Source organism: Synechococcus elongatus PCC 11801 (assembly GCF_003846445.2).
GTDB lineage: Bacteria > Cyanobacteriota > Cyanobacteriia > Synechococcales > Synechococcaceae > Synechococcus > Synechococcus elongatus_A.
On the sequence record NZ_CP030139.2, the window covers coordinates 1416444 to 1432376 of the forward strand.

Here is a 15933-nt window from a genome sequence, read left to right on the forward strand (position 1 = left end):
GCTGCGATTATCAACTGGAGACCGGGGTCGGAAAGACTCGGTGCTGCAGGCAGGGCATTTGCTGCCGCACAGTTGCCAAGCGGCGCGGCGAAATCTCTGCGATCGCCAAGCCAGGGTCTCGGCCGGCATTCGCTAAGACAATCCCCCACGGGTCCACGATCATGGCGTGGCCATGGGTCTGGCGACGTCCGTAATGAACACCGGTCTGGGCTGGCGCAATGATATACGCTGTGTTCTCGATCGCTCGGGCTTGGAGTAGCACTTGCCAGTGATCTTTGCCGGTAAAAGCGGTGAAGGCAGCCGGCACAAAAATGACTTCTGCGGCTTGATTGGCGAGATGTCGATAGAGTTCCGGGAAACGGACGTCATAGCAAATGGAAAATCCCAGCCGCCCCAAACTTTCAGAGTCATGAACGGGCGGATACTCACGGCCAGCTAAGACAGTTGCAGACTCCTGATAGGTGTTGCCATCCGGTAGATCGACATCGAACAGATGGACTTTGTTGTAACGCGCCAGGGTTTGTCCATCGGGACCAACAAGGAGCAGGGTATTGGTGACATGTCCCTCGCTGGCTGGCACCGGAAAACCACCGCCCAACAGCGTAATTTGGTAGCGCTGAGCCATGGTTTTGAGGAACTTTTCAGTGCGATCGGCAATCACAGAGGCTTGCTCAACCTTTTGAGCTTCGTCCCCTAGAAATGAAAAGTTCTCAGGCAGACCCACCAGTTCCGCTCCTCGCCGTACGGCAAGGTCAATCCACTCCTCAGCTTGAGTAAGATTTTTTTCTAGGTCCGGCAGACTGGTCATCTGCACTGCTGCGGCCAAGTAAGACTTCATTGCTGCGCCTCGATCGCAGACGGAAAGAGCAGACAAGACTTCCGGATTCTGCCATACTCCTCTCCCGCGCCGCTAATGCTTCAGGGTGGACCCATGCTTGCTTTGCTTCGTCGGTGCTTGAGTGGAATGGCGGCGATCGCCTGTCTTCCCCTTCAAAGCCCGGTAGCCAATGCGCAGCTTTCACCGGTTCCCAACACAGGCTACAACTGCGATTTAGCGCTCTATTCCGTCCCACAAGCCAATCTTCTGGCGCGATCGCTACAGGGAGATACAGCAGCAGAACAGGAGTACCGTCAACTGGTGCGCAGTCTTGCCGCCGACCTACAGCGCTGTCGGGAACAAGTTTGGCCCCGCAAAATGGCGATCTGGGTCAGGCTCTATGGCTGTGACCTGCGCCCCGGTGGCTTGGACTCGTTGTTTGATAGCCTGCAAACCTTGGGCTACAACGAGGTCTTCATTGAAACTTTCTATGACGGCCGTGTGCTCTTGCCCGCTGCCGATAACCCCACGGTCTGGCCCTCGGTGGTAGCTGAACCTGGGTTGGAACGTGCCGATCTGCTGGCGGAGGCGATTCGTAAGGGTCGCGAGCGAGGGATGTCCGTCTATGCCTGGCTCTTTACGCTCAACTACGGCTACAGCTACGGTCAGCGCAGCGATCGCCAAGAAGTTTTGGCGCGCAATGGGCGGGGTGAAACCAGTGCTGACATTGTGCCGAGCGGATCACAGATCTTTGTGGATCCCTACAGCCCCATAGCTCGTCAGGACTATCAAATCCTGCTGCGATCGGTGCTGAGTCGCCAGCCTGACGGCGTCTTATTAGATTATGTGCGCTATCCCCGTGGCAGTGGCGCCGCTTCCGTCGCTACCACCGTTGCAGATTTACTGATTCAGTCGCCTGCAGCTCGCCAAGCTTGGATCAACCAACTCAGTACCTCTGAGGGGCAGGCGCTGCTGCAGGAATACCTCACCACCGGTCGGCTCAGTCTCAGCGATCGCAACAAACTGGTCTCGCTATTAGCCAATCAGTTGGGCTCGTTGAATCTCAGACAGGAAGCCGATCCGCTCTGGTCCCTAGCAGTTCAACACGCGCGTCGCGGCGTAGTCGAGTTTGTCAATGAGGTCGTCACGACCGTCTCTCAAGCGGGATTGCCATCTGGCGCGGTCTTTTTCCCCTTTGGCAATATGCGCGTTGGGCAACAGGGCTGGGATTCCCGCATGCAACCGTGGGATCAGTTCCCCAGCACGATGGAGTTTCACCCAATGAGCTACAGCCTCTGCGGGGAGAACCATGACTGTGTTTTGGCAGAAGTACAGCGGGTCTTGGATGCCATGCCCAATTCGATCGTGCAGCCGGCGATCGCGGGCGTTTGGGGTCGCTACTACGATGCCCACCTCCCCCTAGAACGCCGAATGAAGGCACTTCAGACCACCTACGGCAGCCGGATCGATCGCGTCAGTCACTTTTCTCTAGCGTGGATAGACCCTGAAGGGGAACGTGTTCGCCAACGCTGTCGGGTTTAATCTCTGAGCAGTAGAGGCCTGCGGAGTAATGCCCGTTCCTCCAGCGCGTCACGACCATTGACTACCGAAAACCTAGTTAACCAAACCTTAAAGGGCTAACAATCTTGTCTTGATGCCCTAGTCGCATCCATCACCTTAGAGTGACGGCAAGTCTTCTGTCGGTATGCGAGAAAACATCATGTCTCCAGTCTTGACACACCCCACACTTGCCTCAGGCCAGTTGCGTCAGATTTTGGAGCAGGTCTATCGCGATCGACCGATGCAGCACTTTACAGCCGGTCAAACAGTGCCTTTGCCCCAAGACACGATTTGGGTTGTCTGTCGGGGCATCGCCTTAATTACAACCAGCTATGAAAGCGGCGATGAAGCCCTACTGGGACTGGCTGGCCCCTCCATGCCCTTCGGGTCACCACTCTCCTGGGTCATGCCCTACGAGATTCAAGCCTTGACTGACTTGGATCTGATTCGGCTCAAACTGGCTGAGATTGAGCAAACTCCGCTATTGGCGCAGGATCTCTTTTTGATGCTGGCGCAGCGGTATCGGCAAACGGAAATGCTGCTCAGCCTGATTGGCCAACGCCGTGTCGAAGATCGCCTACGCAACTTTCTCCAGCTCCTTGGCCGCGAATTTGGACAGCCCGAAGGTCAGTTGCTACGCCTGAACTGCCGTTTGACCCACCAGCACTTGGCCAATGCGCTGGGAACCACGCGGGTGACCGTCACCCGTCTGATCGGTCAGTTCCGGCGGGAGGGTTGGCTGGACTTTGATGAGCAGCGGCACTTGGTTTTGAAAGCTGCGGCCTAAGCCAAGATGAGACTCTGACGGGTTTCCACACTGTCTGAACGGGCCTTGCAGTCGCTAGCTTAGGAACAGCGTTGCGCCTACCCGAGGCCCATGGACCGGAATAACCTGCTGCAGCATCTGCTGATCTTTGGCATTGGTACCACTGCTCGCATGGCCGATCGCCTGCGCGTCGTCAGTGATGAATGGGTACGGACAGGACAGCTCGACGCCGATCAGGCAAAAGCACTGATCGACGACCTTCAGCAGCAACTCAAGTCTGAGGGAGAAGAACTCGATCAACGCTGGCAGCGTCAATGGCGCGACTGGATCAATGACCTAGGGTTGGCACGTCAATCCGAGGTGGATGAATTGCGAGGGCGGATTGATCGTCTGGAACGTCAGCTTCGAGCCTTGGAGGATCGCAACTGGCGCTAAATTGAAGAGTGGCTTGGCAAACGGGCCAACGGCACACTGTGGGAGGGTATATCCGTGCGAGACATTTTGATCAGTTTTGCGGCCATGCTGCTGTGCCTGATCGTCTTTGTCGCGGCTCAGGTGTTTGGACCGTCAACACCCGCTGCGATCGCCGCTTCCACTCCTGTTGAGGCAAACCCTCCGGTTGCGGCAGTCCCACCAACCCCGATCATCTCCCAGACCACCCAATCGGAAACTATCGTGACGACAGCTTCTGGCCTGCAATACGTCGATTTAGAGGTGGGGACAGGTGCCACCCCCCAGCCGGGTCAAACCGTGGTAGTTCACTACACCGGCACCCTTGAAGATGGCACCCAGTTTGATAGCTCTCGCGATCGCAACCGTCCCTTTCAGTTCAAGCTGGGCGTCGGTCAAGTGATCAAAGGCTGGGATGAGGGCATTGCCACGATGAAAGTGGGTGGCCGCCGCAAGCTGACGATTCCGCCCGCTCTGGCCTATGGCGAACGTGGAGCCGGCGGCGTGATTCCGCCGAATGCCACTCTGGTCTTTGATGTTGAGTTAATTCGGATCGCGGGCTAGATCGACGCCCTCATCCCCATTTTCCTCACGGTACGTCCGTGAACCGACTGCTGATTCTGGGACATTCCTAGGTCAGCAGTTTTTGTTCGTACAGGGCTTAGTACCTGAACCGTCGTCGTAGACGCTGGGTTCCAGATGTTCTTCGGCTAGGAGTTGCTCGATGGAGCAGGGCTGGAGCTCTAGATCAAAAACACGTGCAAAGGCAACTGCAACCTGCGATCGCACTGCTTCAAACCGGACACTAGGACAGAACTCAGCAAGACTGCCGACCGCGCGATCGCGGATGCCACAGGGCACGATCGCAGTAAAGCCCGATAGATCGGGGCAAACGTTAAGCGCAAAGCCGTGCATGCTAATCCAACGGCTAACCTGAATTCCGATCGCAGCTAGTTTTTTGCCCTCAACCCAAACGCCAGTTAGCCCTTCAATGCGCTCACCAGTCAGGCCATAGATAGCTAAAACATCGATCAGCACCGCCTCAAGCTGGCGGAGATACCAGTGCAGATCACAGCGGTGACGCCGCAAATTTAGGATCGGATAACCGACGAGCTGCCCAGGGGCGTGATAGGTGACTTCACCTCCTCGTTCAATGCGATGCAGGGGAGCGGGAGCTTGTTGGGGATCAAACTTGAGATGCTCGAGACTTGCGCCTCGGCCAAGGGTGTAAACAGCCGGATGCTCGAGCAGCAGGACAACATCGGGACGATCGGGATCTTGGCGACGGTTGTCTTGAAGCTGGCGTTGCCACGCCCAAACTTGTGCGTAGTCAAGGCAGCCAGCTTGCACCAGCCAAGCGGAGTGGGAAGGCACGAGGGGAATCGCTGAAGCGGTAATTAAAAAGTAATGCTTAGAGATCGCCTTTTCTAGTGTAATCAACAGAACCGGAGCTGGAAAGAGGCGATCGCTCTTGCTCGCATCAATAATTGTCAACAGACACAAAGCTTCTTAACGCACCCTTTCCTATCAGTTACAGAGTGATAGGGTGGGGGTAGAAAACTTGTCTGGGAGGCGATTTATGAAGCTAGTCGTCCAGGGAACCAACATCGATGTCACTGCTGCAATCCATGATTATGTGCAGCAAAAGCTGGACAAAGCTGTTAGCCACTACCAGAGCTTCTTGACTGAGATCGACGTTCACTTATCTGTTGCTAAACATGCGAGATCAAACCCACGTCAAACTGCTGAAGTAACGATTTATGCGAATGGCACTGTCATTCGGGCTGAAGAGTGCAATGAAAATCTCTACGCCAGCATTGATCTGGTTGCAGATAAGATCAGCCGTCAACTGAAGAAATACAAGGAGAAACTCCGCGATCGCCGAGGTCAGGTTTCCACTGCCGAAACCGCTGAGCAGCTATCTGATGGTGCCTTAGTCACCGATTTGCTCAACGGTCGGCAGCCAGAACTGCCCCAAGACATTGTGCGGTCCAAATACTTCGCCATGCCCGCGATGACGGTAGAAGATGCTCTGGCACAACTTCAACTCGTCGACCATGATTTCTACATGTTCCGCAATGCGGCAACGGGCGAGATCAACGTGATTTACGAACGGAATCACGGCGGCTACGGGGTGATTCAACCGCGTCCCGAAGGAAACGCTGAGAAGGTTGCAGTTGCTCGCACTGAAGCTGCGCTCTAGGCTCTGGGTCATCAACCCTTCTCTCACTCTCCGACAATCTGCGCCTGGCCATTGTGTCAGGCGTTTTCTTGTTGCCATTGCTGGCGAGCTACTGCCTGCACATCTTGCAGAGCTACATGGTGACGCTCGGCAATGGCACGGCAGTCTTCATACTCGGGTTGAATCGTCAGGGGCGATTGCGGATCCCCTGCCACTTTGACCCGTACTTCTCCCCAAGGGGTTTGAATGCGATCGCTGCGGCGCGGTAAAACCCGGCGCTGCTCGCTGCGGAAGCGCAGGCCGATCGTAGTGGTTTCACGGAACAGAATTGCTTCACAAGCAGCTTGCTGCTCGGCTCGACAAATGACAGTTAGAAGGGTACCGAGTCGTCCCTTCTTCATCGTGATGGCCTGACTGAACACCTCCAGTGCACCTTCGGTTAAGAGCTGCTCACTGACGTAGGCCAAAACCTGCGGGCTACAGTCATCGACCTGAGTTTCGAGGACTTGAACTGTTTCGAGACTGCCTTCTAGATGCTGGGGTGCGCCTGGTAAATCGCTAGCAGTGCCAATCCAAAGTTTGAGCAGATTGGGAATAGGAAGATCTTGGCTCCCTGCCCCCCAGCCTGTTTTTTGCAGTTGTAGAGGGGGTGGTGGTCCAAAAGATTTGGCTAGGGTGACGGCGATCGCGGCACCCGTGGGTGTGACAAGCTCTCGCTCGATTCCATTGCTGTAGACCGGTACTTGCCGCATTTGCCAGAGTCGTAGCACTGCAGGAACAGGTACCGAGAGCTGTCCGTGGGCTGCCTTCACCGTGCCCCCTCCGGTGGGCAACGCAGAACAATAGACGGCTTCAATCCCGAGGTAGTCCAGTCCTAGACAGGTACCGACGATATCCACGATCGCGTCGGTGGCGCCGACTTCATGGAAATGGACTTGCTCAGGTGTGACCCCATGGACGGCGGCTTCCGCGATCGCCAACTGTTGAAAAATGGCAATACTCCAGTCGCGGACGCGATCGGGCAAACCAGCCGCTTCAATCAGAGCGACAATATGAGAGAGATGTCGATGGGCGTGCGGGGCCGCCTCGATCTGAACCTCGACGTGGGTTGCGGCCATTCCCTGTCGTAAGACGGGTGTCGCCACCAGCTGATAGGGCTCGCTCAAGGACAGTCGCTGCAACTGCTGCTCGAGGTAGCTGAGGGGAACCCCTGCATCCACCAAGGCGCCAAGGCACATGTTGCCGGCAATGCCACTCGGGCAGTCAAAGTAAGCGATTGGAGTCATACGAGGGAAGGGAGCATGGCAAAGCACTACCGCATTCATCCAGACAACCCACAACCCCAGCAGATCGCCGCGATTGCTGAAGCCTTGCGTCAGGGGGCTATCATTTTGTATCCGACCGATTCAGTCTACGCGATTGGCTGTGACGTCAAAGATCGTGCGGCGGTGCAACGGGTGCGGCGCATCAAGGACATCGACAACGATAAACCGCTGACCTTCATCTGTCCGTCGCTGTCGGTAGCCGCACAATATGGATGTATTAGCGATCGCGCCTTCCGCTTAATGCGGGAACTGGTGCCCGGCCCTTACACGTTCCTGTTGCCAGCGACCCCAGAAGTCCCGCGCGTGGTCATGAACCCCAAACGGCGCACCGCTGGGATTCGCATTCCCAACAGCCCAATCTGCCAAGCTCTCTTGCGGGCTTTGGATGGCCCCATTATTTCCACCTCTGCGCATCTTCAACCCAACGATCGCAAAGCCCCTCTCGCTTACGAGCAAGGCCCCCACTGTCCGATCGCCCCTGCTGAACTCTTTGGTGAACTCGATCGCCTTGTTGACATCACGATTGAAGTTGAACGCCAGGAAATGCGAATTCTAGGCGCTGATCCGGGCTATCAGGTCTCTACCGTGCTGGATCTGACAGATGACTTACCCCTCGTGCTGCGTCGAGGTCTGGGCTGGGAGGCGTTAGAGCCCTTGGGCTTGTTAGTGGAAGCCTAGGCCATCAGCAATGCTGAAGCGATCGCCCACTTAAACGCGTCCGCGCAGCATCTGCGACATTTCATTAGGCTTACTCGATTGCGAGAGCGCCGTCTCCTCACTAATTCTGCCTTCATTAAAGAGTCGGAAGAGAGACTGATTACTAGTGCACATTCCGTCAAAAGTACATTTGGGAATTAACTGCTCCACCTCTTCCAGTTCACCGCGAATGATGTAGTCCTTAATGGCATCCGTGTTAATCAAAATCTCGTGATAGGCAGCCCGTTTGCCTTGAATGGTGCGGCAGAGTCCTTGGGCAATAATCGCCACCAGAGATTCAGCAAGAGCAACCCGCACAGGTGGCTGCTCAGCGGGTTCAAACATGTTGAGCACTCGCTCAATCGTTTTAACAGCACTGTTGGTGTGCAGGGTTGCCATCACCAAATGGCCCGTTTGAGCCGCTTTGAGTGCCGTATTAATCGTTTCGCGATCACGTAACTCACCAACGAGGATAATGTCAGGGTCTTCCCGCAACGAAGCTCGCAAAGCCGCCTCAAACTTCAGCGTATGGACACCGACTTCGCGTTGCTTAATCAGCGATCGCTGGCTCTGGTGAACAAACTCGATGGGATCCTCAATCGTGATGATATTTTTCGCCATTTCCTGATTGATGAAGTCAATCATGGCAGCGAGAGTCGTTGATTTCCCCGATCCCGTAGGACCCGTGACGAGCACCAGTCCTTTGGGGTAGTAGCAAACATCGCGGAAGACCGGCGGGAGGCTCAACTCATCGAGGCTGAGAATGCGCAGCGGAATTAACCGCAACACCATGGAAGGGCCCCGCAGCGACCCAAAGATATTGATCCGAACCCGCGCAAAGTCGTATTGGGTTGCGCCGTCGAAGTCTAAGCCCTGCTCAAACTCGCGCACCTGTTCTTCCGTCAGTACTTCGCGCAGCCAAGCATTAAACGTGGCGCTATCCGTAACCGGATAGGTCGTTTGTACAATCTCGCCGCGATCGCGGAAGCGCGGTACTTCTCCAACCCCCACGTGCACATCCGAGTAGTCGTGCTCGTAGGCTTGTCGGACAATTTCTGCCAAGCTCGGCTGCTTACTGGCCGCAGGCTGGGGAGATGCGGCCGGGGCAGGCGCAGGCATAGGGTTTGGCTTCGGTGCAGGAACCGCTGAGGCTCCACCCCCCCCAAAAGGAGGGGGAGGCGGGGGTAGCGGTAGGCGCGAGGCATCAGTCATGCGGAAAAGCCCGAAAGCCGGATAAAAGCAATCTATACCCAGCTTGCCCCAGTTAAATGCGGCAGATGACAGCCTCAGGAAAGCTTGGCGTCGGGCAAAATCAGCATGGCATCGCCAAAGGAGTAGAAGCGATATTGCTCGGCGATCGCCGTTGCATAGGCCGACAAGAGGCGATCGCGGCCTATCAGGGAGCTGACCAGCATCATCAGGCTCGATCGCGGTAGGTGGAAGTTTGTGATCAAGCCATCGATAATCCGCCAGCGATAGCCCGGATAGATGAATAAGTTGACGCGATCGCTGCCTGGCTTGAGCTCGCCCGAAGCAGCGGCCCCTTCGATCGCCCGCACACTGGTCGTGCCGACTGCAATCACACGACCGCCCGCCGCTTTGGTCGCCTGAATTTTCTCGACAGTCGCGGCTGGAACGACCATCCGTTCGCTGTGCATTTGGTGCTGGCGAATATCCTCAACATCCACTGAGCGAAAGGTACCAATGCCGACATGCAGGGTCACGGGAGCTGTGGCAACGCCCATGTCAGCCAACGTTGTCAGCAGTTCCGGCGTAAAGTGCAAGCCCGCCGTTGGTGCCGCCACTGCGCCCATCTCCCGGCTGTAGACCGTCTGGTAGCGCTCAGGATCGCTGCTGCTGGTGTGGATATAGGGCGGGAGTGGCATTTCTCCCAGAGTCGCCAGCCGTGACCAAAAAGCTTCTGGTTCACCTCGGAAGCGCAACCACCGGCCCCCTGTGGCTGGATCGCTCGCTTCCACATCAGCGACTAACAGTGGATCTTCAGGATTTGGCCCAAAGGTGATCGCCGCTCCAGGCTTCAGCCGTTTCCCCGGTTTGACTAGGGTCAGCCAATAACCTGGACCGTGCTCCTCCACCAGCAGCACCTCGACTGGCACGCCCGTGTCGATTTTTTGGCCATACAAGCGAGCAGGGATAACGCGGGTGTCATTGATGATCAGCAAGTCGCCAGGATTGAGCAGTTGCGGCAGGTCGTAGAAGTTCCGATGCCACAGCTGCTCGCGATCGGGAAAAACCAAGAGGCGGGCATGATCGCGGGGCTCAACGGCCGTTTGGGCAATCCGATCCGCTGGTAACTCGTAGTCGTAGGCATCCAGTTGCCAATCCGAGGGAGAAGACTCGTTCACAGACAGAAGCTCGAAAGAATGAGGTTAGCGAAGTGAATCACAGCGATGAGCGATCGCAATCACGATCCCGTGTCCCAGATGACAGATCTGAGAGGTGCGCTCGTTACAATCGTGCCATCGCTGCTGGCCTGCGTTGATATGGTGATTGCTTCTAACTCGATCGGTGTAACGGCTGAGGCCCTGCTCTACGACTATCGTGAAGCTGCCAATCCCCTCGGGCAACGCCTGATTTCGCGAGTTCCCTATCAAGACTGGGGTGCAGAGCTGCACCAAGCGCCAGCAACGGCGATTATTCCGCTTGACCTGAGTGAAGCCCTGGGTTGCGAAGGGCCGGCCACCTCGCCCTCCCTCCTAGCGAACTTCGTTCACATTTTGCCAAATCAAGCGATCGAAACCACCGCGATCGCTACTAGCCAGATTTTCTACGTGTTGCGCGGACAGGGCGTGACCCGTGTCGCCGATCAGGAAATTGCTTGGACGGAAGGCTGCTGCCTGGCGCTGCCCACCGATGCGATCGCGACCCACTATGCCCAGACGGATAGCGCCTTCTATTGGGTTCACGATGCACCGTTGCTACGCTACCTCGGCGTCAAACCCGATCGCGCCCGCTTCCAGCCAACGCTCTACCGCCGCCAAGACCTGGAGCAGACCCTCGCTGCGATCGCTGCGGATCCCAAGTCCAAAAAGGCGAATCGTCTTAGCGTCCTACTCGCCAATCAGAACTTTCCCCAGACGCGCACGATCACCCATACGATTTGGGCGATGTTTGGATTGCTGCCGCCCGACGTTGTGCAAGCTCCCCACCGTCACCAATCCGTGGCGCTGGATTTGATTTTGGATTGTCAGCCCGGTTGCTACACCTTGGTGGGCACACAGCTGGATGAGCGCGGTCAAATTCGCAACCCCGTCCGTGTTGACTGGCGGCCCTACTCGGTGTTTGTAACGCCGCCGGGTTACTGGCATGCCCACTACAACGAGTCGGGCCATGAAGCCCATTTGCTGCCGATTCAAGATGCTGGTTTACACACCTATCTGCGGACGCTCGATATTCTGTTCGCCCGCAGTAATGGCCAGATCTCGGATGAGGCAGCTTAGCTTAGCAGCGCTTTGACGCGATCGCTCGTCAGAGCTTCCACACCCTCGACTACGCAGTCTGCGCCAGCTTCTGTCAGCTGTTGGGCGTAGCGATCGCGATCGCTGGCAGTCTCCAGATGCGGTGGCAAAACTCCCACGGCATACCAAGGGCGATCGCTCGCTTCATAGCGAGCCCGCCACACTGTCAACATATCGGCAACGGTGTCGCCAGCATAGATCGTTGGGAGCTGGGGATCGGACGCAAGGCGCTGAGCTGCCGTAATCAATCCGGTTGGGTTGGGCTTATCCGGAGCATCGCCCATAGCAATTAGCACAGGAGGATTGATGCCAACACGCTGTTCCAAAACAAAGCGGGCTGAGGCTGGCGTCGCACCACTAAAAAAGCCCCAAGCTACGCCATCTGCACTTAAAGCTTGCAGATAGTCGGCGGACATCAACAACGGCTCATCGCAAATGTAGCCATCCCACGCAGATGGAACGTCCGGTTGCTGGCCGCGATAGCGCACTTGGAAGAAAGCCACGATCGTCTCGTAGTCCAAAGCCAAGGTATTGCGATCGCGTCCTTGTGCTTCGTAGTAGCGATAGATCAGTTCTTCCGAAGCTTTCCAGTCGTTGTTCCACTGACCTTCACCCTTAAGGCGATCGATATCGGCTGGTGTTGGCCGATAGCCCCCATCCGTAAAGTGATCGACAGTATCCGCTAGTGCCCGTCGGTAGGAACGGCTGACATCACGCACTACGCCATCAATATCAAAGACTGCGATCGCCCAAGGCTGTGACACAGGATTGCTCTCCATGCATGTTTCTATGGTGCGCGATCGGGCGGCAGACTCTTATCGTTGATCTGGACAGTCACAACCTTTTTGATAGGATAAAAGACGGCCCATTGGCTCTTAGATGTCAAGGTGAGCCGATCTGGGGAATGCCCAGTCACCAAGTGAGTTCTATCTCGGGTGCATTATTGCCAGTCAGCTCGTCTGCCTCGCAATCCCCCTAGAACTACTGCTCAAGGTGATTTGCAAGGATCAACCATTCTTGCTGAGCAATTCATTCCCTGGCCCATGGGCAACGGGTAGTTGTCGATGCCTGCTGCATGCTCAATTCAGGATCGCCTGAGTCCGCTCAATGGCTCCTGAACTCCTGCGGTAGTGGGAAAAGACTCGGAAAATCTGAGTCAACGCTGCGCCCTGATCAGGCTTGATCCGGTGCAGGCTCAAGGTGATAGGTACGTCAGCCAGGCATGGCTGGGAGGTCGGATTGTCCAGGTTTACGATCAAAATTCTTTGGCTGAACGAAAACGTTGCGATCGCAGTCGATCAAGTCGTTGGTAAAGCAACCAGCCCGTTGACGGCCTATTATTTCTGGCCGCGTCATGATGCTTGGGAACAACTGAAAACCGAGCTCGAAAGCAAAAGCTGGATCACGGAAGCAGAACGGGTTGAATTGCTCAACCAAGCAACCGAAGTGATCAACTACTGGCAAGAAGAAGGGAAAGGCAAGCCGTTGGCACAAGCGCAGGCTCGTTTCCCAGAACTGGTCTTCACCGGCAGTAACTAGTCAGCAATCCAGCTGTAGCTGATAAAAGGGTCTTGGGTCATTGATCCAAGACCCTTTTGCGATCGGGGGAACATAACCCACCACTGGATTCCTAGTTTCAGAACTCCAGTAGTGGGTGCAGTAGCTGCTAGCGAGCAGATCGCCGCGATCGCGATTTTTTCTTCGTGGCTTTGGCCTTGCGCAGGGCACCGCGGAAAGGGGTCAGTCCTGCATTGGCGGCTTTGACAACGGTAGGATCCGTGTCTCGCAGGGCTTGTCGCAGCAGCGGCAGCACTTTAGGCGATCGCCAGTCACTCAAGGCTTCAACCACAGCGAGGCGGACCGTGGCGCTGGGATCGCGTCCTAATTCCGCAAGGACCCGCACAATTGCCGCAACTTGACTAGCTGCACTGGCACTAGCGATCGCACCCAGAGCGAATGCAGTATTCGCCCGTGTCTGTTCATCGCGATCGCGAGCCTGCTGGAGTAGGTCTTCCAAGACAATACCCGAGGTACTGGGCAAGATGCTGCTCTCGGAAGTCAGAAGTGTAGTTCCACCAGAAGAGGTGGATTCAACGATAGTGGATGGTTCTGCTGCAGTCGTTGGGGGCTGTGTCCGTACCCCTGCATTGAGGGTTTGCGCCAGCCGCTGCTCAAGGTTGTGCGTGCATTGCTGCAGGGCGAGGATTTGCTCGCGTTGCTGGCTGATCTGAGTTTCGAGGGCGTGAATAGTGGCAGTGCGGCTCGCGAGCTCGGTTTGATGCTGACTTTCAGCCGCAGCCAAGCTGGTTTGTAGGCCACTGAGTTGCGCCTCGAGCTCCCGCTTCTGCGTCTCAAGAGTACTGAGATCGCCTTGAGCGGTCGCTAAAGCTGACTCTAAGTTGCTGATTTGCGCTTTTAGATCTTGGACCGCTTCGTGATGACGCTGCCCTTGTGCGTTCAGTTCATCGTTCAACCGCTTGTCTTGGCGTTGCAGGTCTTGGCTGAGCTGCTGACGGCTGGTTTCTGCCTTCTTCAGCCGTGGCCAGAGAATCGCGTAGGCTCCACCTGCACCAATAGCGAGTCCCACAACTCCTGCGATCGCATTCATCCGCGCAGCCTCTTCTGTGACATCAAGGGTCTGCCCCAATTATGCGACTAGGGTGATCGCCGACCCAATAGCGAGCGATTGCAGGGCTGCCAATGACAGTTGCAAACGCGATCGTCCCATAGCAGTTGGGCGACTTGTTCAGACAGCATGAAGCGCTTAATTGCAAACGAAATGACACTCTCCTCAGACTGGATTACGCCCATTAGCCGTGAATTTTTGCAACAGAATCAGGGGCAAGCTGGGTCAATTCAATGAACTTTTATAACGGCACTTCGAGGCGTTGCGATCGTGCAGCAGCGACGCTTCTACAATACTTGCGGCTCTTTCTGCCTGATTGGTTCTCTACAGGAGATTGCAATGTCTGGTGACTTTGCTGCTGCCTTCTTGCCGACTATTTTTGTACCGCTCGTAGGTCTGGGCTTCCCTGCAGTCCTGATGAGCTTGCTGTTCACCTACATTGAGTCGGAAGCCTAGAGGCTCTGGCTTTAACCGCACTATTGTCCTATTCGGAGTTCTGCAATGGCCCAAGACGTGATTGCGAATGGCGGCACGCCTGAGATTGGCAACCTAGCAACGCCGATCAACTCTTCCCCGTTTACCCGAACCTTTATCAACGCGCTGCCGATCTATCGTCGCGGCCTTAGCTCCAATCGCCGTGGTCTCGAAATCGGCATGGCTCATGGCTTCTTGCTCTATGGGCCGTTCAGCATTTTGGGCCCTCTGCGCAATACCGAAACCGCGGGTTCTGCTGGCTTGCTGGCAACCGTTGGTCTGGTTGTGATTTTGACCGTTTGCCTCTCGCTCTACGGCAATGCGGGTTCTGGTCCGGCTCCGGCAGAAAGCACGGTGACCACACCCAATCCTCCGCAAGAACTGTTCACGAAAGAAGGCTGGAGTGAATTCACCAGCGGCTTCATCCTGGGTGGCTTGGGTGGCGCGTTCTTTGCGTTCTACCTCGCCTCGACGCCCTACGTGCAACCGTTGGTCAAAATTGCCGCTGGCGTTTGGTCGGTGCACTAAGTCCGTTACGACCGAATCCACCTCGTTCCTGACAAGATGCAGCGAGTCCTCAATTGAGGACTCGTTTTTTCTGGGTGCGCGATCGCTCTTCATCCCTAGTGAACATCGCTGGCAGTGAGCTGATGATCAGGAGCAGTCTTGAATCGCGTTACAAGCTACCTTGCCCCCATAGACAGCGCACACCAACCGCACCAATTCCGATCGCAATTGCCCAGCGATCGCGGCGTTGCAGTTGCAGATCATGCCAAGGGACACGATGTCGGCTGGGGCTGGTAAAGCCGCGCACCTGCATGCTGGCCGCAATTTGCTCCGCCCGCAGCAAGAGATTTTGCAAAACGCGTTCAGCGACTAATAGCCAGATTTGCAGCCCTCGCCGCCAACCCAACTGCTTCCAGTCGATCGCCCGAGTCGTCACCGATCGATAGAGACTTTGGATCTCTTCCAGTACCAGCGGCAAGAAGCGCAATCCAAGAGTGAGTGCCAGCGAAATTTCCGTGACGGGAATGCCCCAACGCCGTAGCGGTGCCAGACAATCCTCGATCGCCGCCGTAATTTCTTCTGGCGTAGTGGTCAGTAGATAAAGGGTTGTGCTGTAGAGCAGCGTGAAAATTAGTGTGCTGGTGCGGATCGCAAGGTTGAGCGATCGCTGAGTGACTCGTAGATTGCCCCAACTCCAAAGGTCAAAGCGGTAGTCGCTCGCTGGCGGCAGCGTCAGACCCGAATCGGGTCGATAGGACTGCTGAGTCAGGAGCTGACCATCGGGCAGTACCGCCGTCAGCACGAACAGCAACCCCGCAAGCATCAGCAGCCAGCCCATTTGCTGCCGCCAAACGCGCAGGGGAATGCGGGCGCTGAAGGTCAGGAGCAACAGTGCAACCACCAGACCAATGCGCCAGAGCGGACTAGCCAAAATTGGGCTGAGCAAGAACAGCATCAGCCAACCCAATTTCACTCGCGGATCTAGTCGATGCAGCCAAGTCACCGGCTGCTCGAGATATAGCCCCAACGGCAGCGATCGCAGTAAATCCAT

General features: G+C 56.1%; 18 protein-coding genes. 10 read left to right on the forward strand and 8 right to left on the reverse strand.

Translation table 11 applies throughout. The features are described from left to right. Window positions 1-10: 10 nt before the first annotated feature. Complete coding sequence (locus tag DOP62_RS06770) at window positions 11-838, reverse strand: carbon-nitrogen hydrolase family protein (protein WP_208676885.1); 828 nt, start codon at window positions 836-838, stop codon at window positions 11-13. Between the two features lie 93 nt (window positions 839-931). Here DOP62_RS06770 and DOP62_RS06775 point away from each other — a divergent pair, with 93 nt between their 5' ends. From DOP62_RS06775 to DOP62_RS06790, 4 genes are all read left to right on the forward strand, one after another. Further along, window positions 932-2359 (forward strand): family 10 glycosylhydrolase, encoded by a 1428-nt coding sequence (locus DOP62_RS06775; protein WP_228383229.1) that lies wholly within the window; start codon window positions 932-934, stop codon window positions 2357-2359. A gap of 178 nt (window positions 2360-2537) precedes the next feature. Then, complete coding sequence (locus DOP62_RS06780) at window positions 2538-3164, forward strand: Crp/Fnr family transcriptional regulator (protein WP_261790017.1); 627 nt, start codon at window positions 2538-2540, stop codon at window positions 3162-3164. A gap of 90 nt (window positions 3165-3254) precedes the next feature. Further along, window positions 3255-3578: a phasin family protein gene (locus DOP62_RS06785; RefSeq protein WP_208676183.1), complete on the forward strand. Its 324-nt coding sequence runs from the start codon at window positions 3255-3257 to the stop codon at window positions 3576-3578. A gap of 54 nt (window positions 3579-3632) precedes the next feature. Then, window positions 3633-4157 (forward strand): FKBP-type peptidyl-prolyl cis-trans isomerase, encoded by a 525-nt coding sequence (locus DOP62_RS06790; protein WP_208676181.1) that lies wholly within the window; start codon window positions 3633-3635, stop codon window positions 4155-4157. Between the two features lie 72 nt (window positions 4158-4229). On the opposite strand, the gene lipB is transcribed toward DOP62_RS06790, so the two are convergent. Then, a complete protein-coding gene (gene lipB / locus DOP62_RS06795; RefSeq protein ID WP_208676883.1) occupies window positions 4230-4967 on the reverse strand; it encodes a lipoyl(octanoyl) transferase LipB in 738 nt (245 codons plus the stop codon). A gap of 205 nt (window positions 4968-5172) precedes the next feature. On the opposite strand from lipB, the gene hpf reads away from it, so the two are divergent. After that, complete coding sequence (hpf, locus tag DOP62_RS06800; RefSeq protein ID WP_208676179.1) at window positions 5173-5796, forward strand: ribosome hibernation-promoting factor, HPF/YfiA family; 624 nt, start codon at window positions 5173-5175, stop codon at window positions 5794-5796. A 56-nt stretch (window positions 5797-5852) separates the two neighbouring features. Here hpf and larC read toward each other — a convergent pair whose 3' ends face one another. After that, on the reverse strand, window positions 5853-7061 hold the full coding sequence (gene larC, locus DOP62_RS06805; protein ID WP_208676177.1) for a nickel pincer cofactor biosynthesis protein LarC: 1209 nt from the start codon (window positions 7059-7061) through the stop codon (window positions 5853-5855). Window positions 7062-7076: 15 nt separating this feature from the next. Here larC and DOP62_RS06810 point away from each other — a divergent pair, with 15 nt between their 5' ends. Then, window positions 7077-7778 (forward strand): L-threonylcarbamoyladenylate synthase, encoded by a 702-nt coding sequence (locus DOP62_RS06810; RefSeq protein ID WP_208676175.1) that lies wholly within the window; start codon window positions 7077-7079, stop codon window positions 7776-7778. A 30-nt stretch (window positions 7779-7808) separates the two neighbouring features. Here DOP62_RS06810 and DOP62_RS06815 read toward each other — a convergent pair whose 3' ends face one another. Continuing rightward, window positions 7809-9008: a type IV pilus twitching motility protein PilT gene (locus DOP62_RS06815; RefSeq protein WP_208676173.1), complete on the reverse strand. Its 1200-nt coding sequence runs from the start codon at window positions 9006-9008 to the stop codon at window positions 7809-7811. Between the two features lie 74 nt (window positions 9009-9082). Next, window positions 9083-10162 (reverse strand): tRNA preQ1(34) S-adenosylmethionine ribosyltransferase-isomerase QueA, encoded by a 1080-nt coding sequence (gene queA / locus DOP62_RS06820; protein ID WP_208676171.1) that lies wholly within the window; start codon window positions 10160-10162, stop codon window positions 9083-9085. Window positions 10163-10300: 138 nt separating this feature from the next. Between queA and DOP62_RS06825 the strand changes: the two genes are divergently transcribed. Next, the gene (locus DOP62_RS06825) at window positions 10301-11257 is read left to right on the forward strand and encodes a cupin (RefSeq protein ID WP_208676169.1); all 957 of its coding nucleotides are present in this window, start codon (window positions 10301-10303) and stop codon (window positions 11255-11257) included. On the opposite strand, the gene DOP62_RS06830 is transcribed toward DOP62_RS06825, so the two are convergent. After that, window positions 11254-12054 (reverse strand): TIGR01548 family HAD-type hydrolase, encoded by an 801-nt coding sequence (locus DOP62_RS06830; protein WP_429614746.1) that lies wholly within the window; start codon window positions 12052-12054, stop codon window positions 11254-11256. The two genes, DOP62_RS06825 and DOP62_RS06830, sit on opposite strands and share 4 nt — an antisense overlap. Window positions 12055-12475: 421 nt before the next feature. Here DOP62_RS06830 and DOP62_RS06835 point away from each other — a divergent pair, with 421 nt between their 5' ends. Further along, window positions 12476-12814 carry a 30S ribosomal protein PSRP-3 gene (locus DOP62_RS06835; RefSeq protein WP_208676167.1) on the forward strand — a complete coding sequence of 113 codons (339 nt, stop codon included), beginning with the start codon at window positions 12476-12478 and terminating at the stop codon, window positions 12812-12814. 127 nt (window positions 12815-12941) lie between these two features. Here DOP62_RS06835 and DOP62_RS06840 read toward each other — a convergent pair whose 3' ends face one another. Beyond that, on the reverse strand, window positions 12942-13883 hold the full coding sequence (locus DOP62_RS06840; protein ID WP_208676881.1) for a HEAT repeat domain-containing protein: 942 nt from the start codon (window positions 13881-13883) through the stop codon (window positions 12942-12944). A gap of 357 nt (window positions 13884-14240) precedes the next feature. On the opposite strand from DOP62_RS06840, the gene DOP62_RS06845 reads away from it, so the two are divergent. Further along, window positions 14241-14357: a photosystem I reaction center subunit VIII gene (locus tag DOP62_RS06845; RefSeq protein ID WP_208676165.1), complete on the forward strand. Its 117-nt coding sequence runs from the start codon at window positions 14241-14243 to the stop codon at window positions 14355-14357. A gap of 45 nt (window positions 14358-14402) precedes the next feature. Beyond that, window positions 14403-14903 carry a photosystem I reaction center protein subunit XI gene (locus DOP62_RS06850; RefSeq protein ID WP_208676163.1) on the forward strand — a complete coding sequence of 167 codons (501 nt, stop codon included), beginning with the start codon at window positions 14403-14405 and terminating at the stop codon, window positions 14901-14903. A gap of 148 nt (window positions 14904-15051) precedes the next feature. Here the strand turns inward: DOP62_RS06850 and DOP62_RS06855 are convergent, their stop codons facing one another. Then, a complete protein-coding gene (locus tag DOP62_RS06855) occupies window positions 15052-15933 on the reverse strand; it encodes a CbiQ family ECF transporter T component (RefSeq protein ID WP_208676161.1) in 882 nt (293 codons plus the stop codon).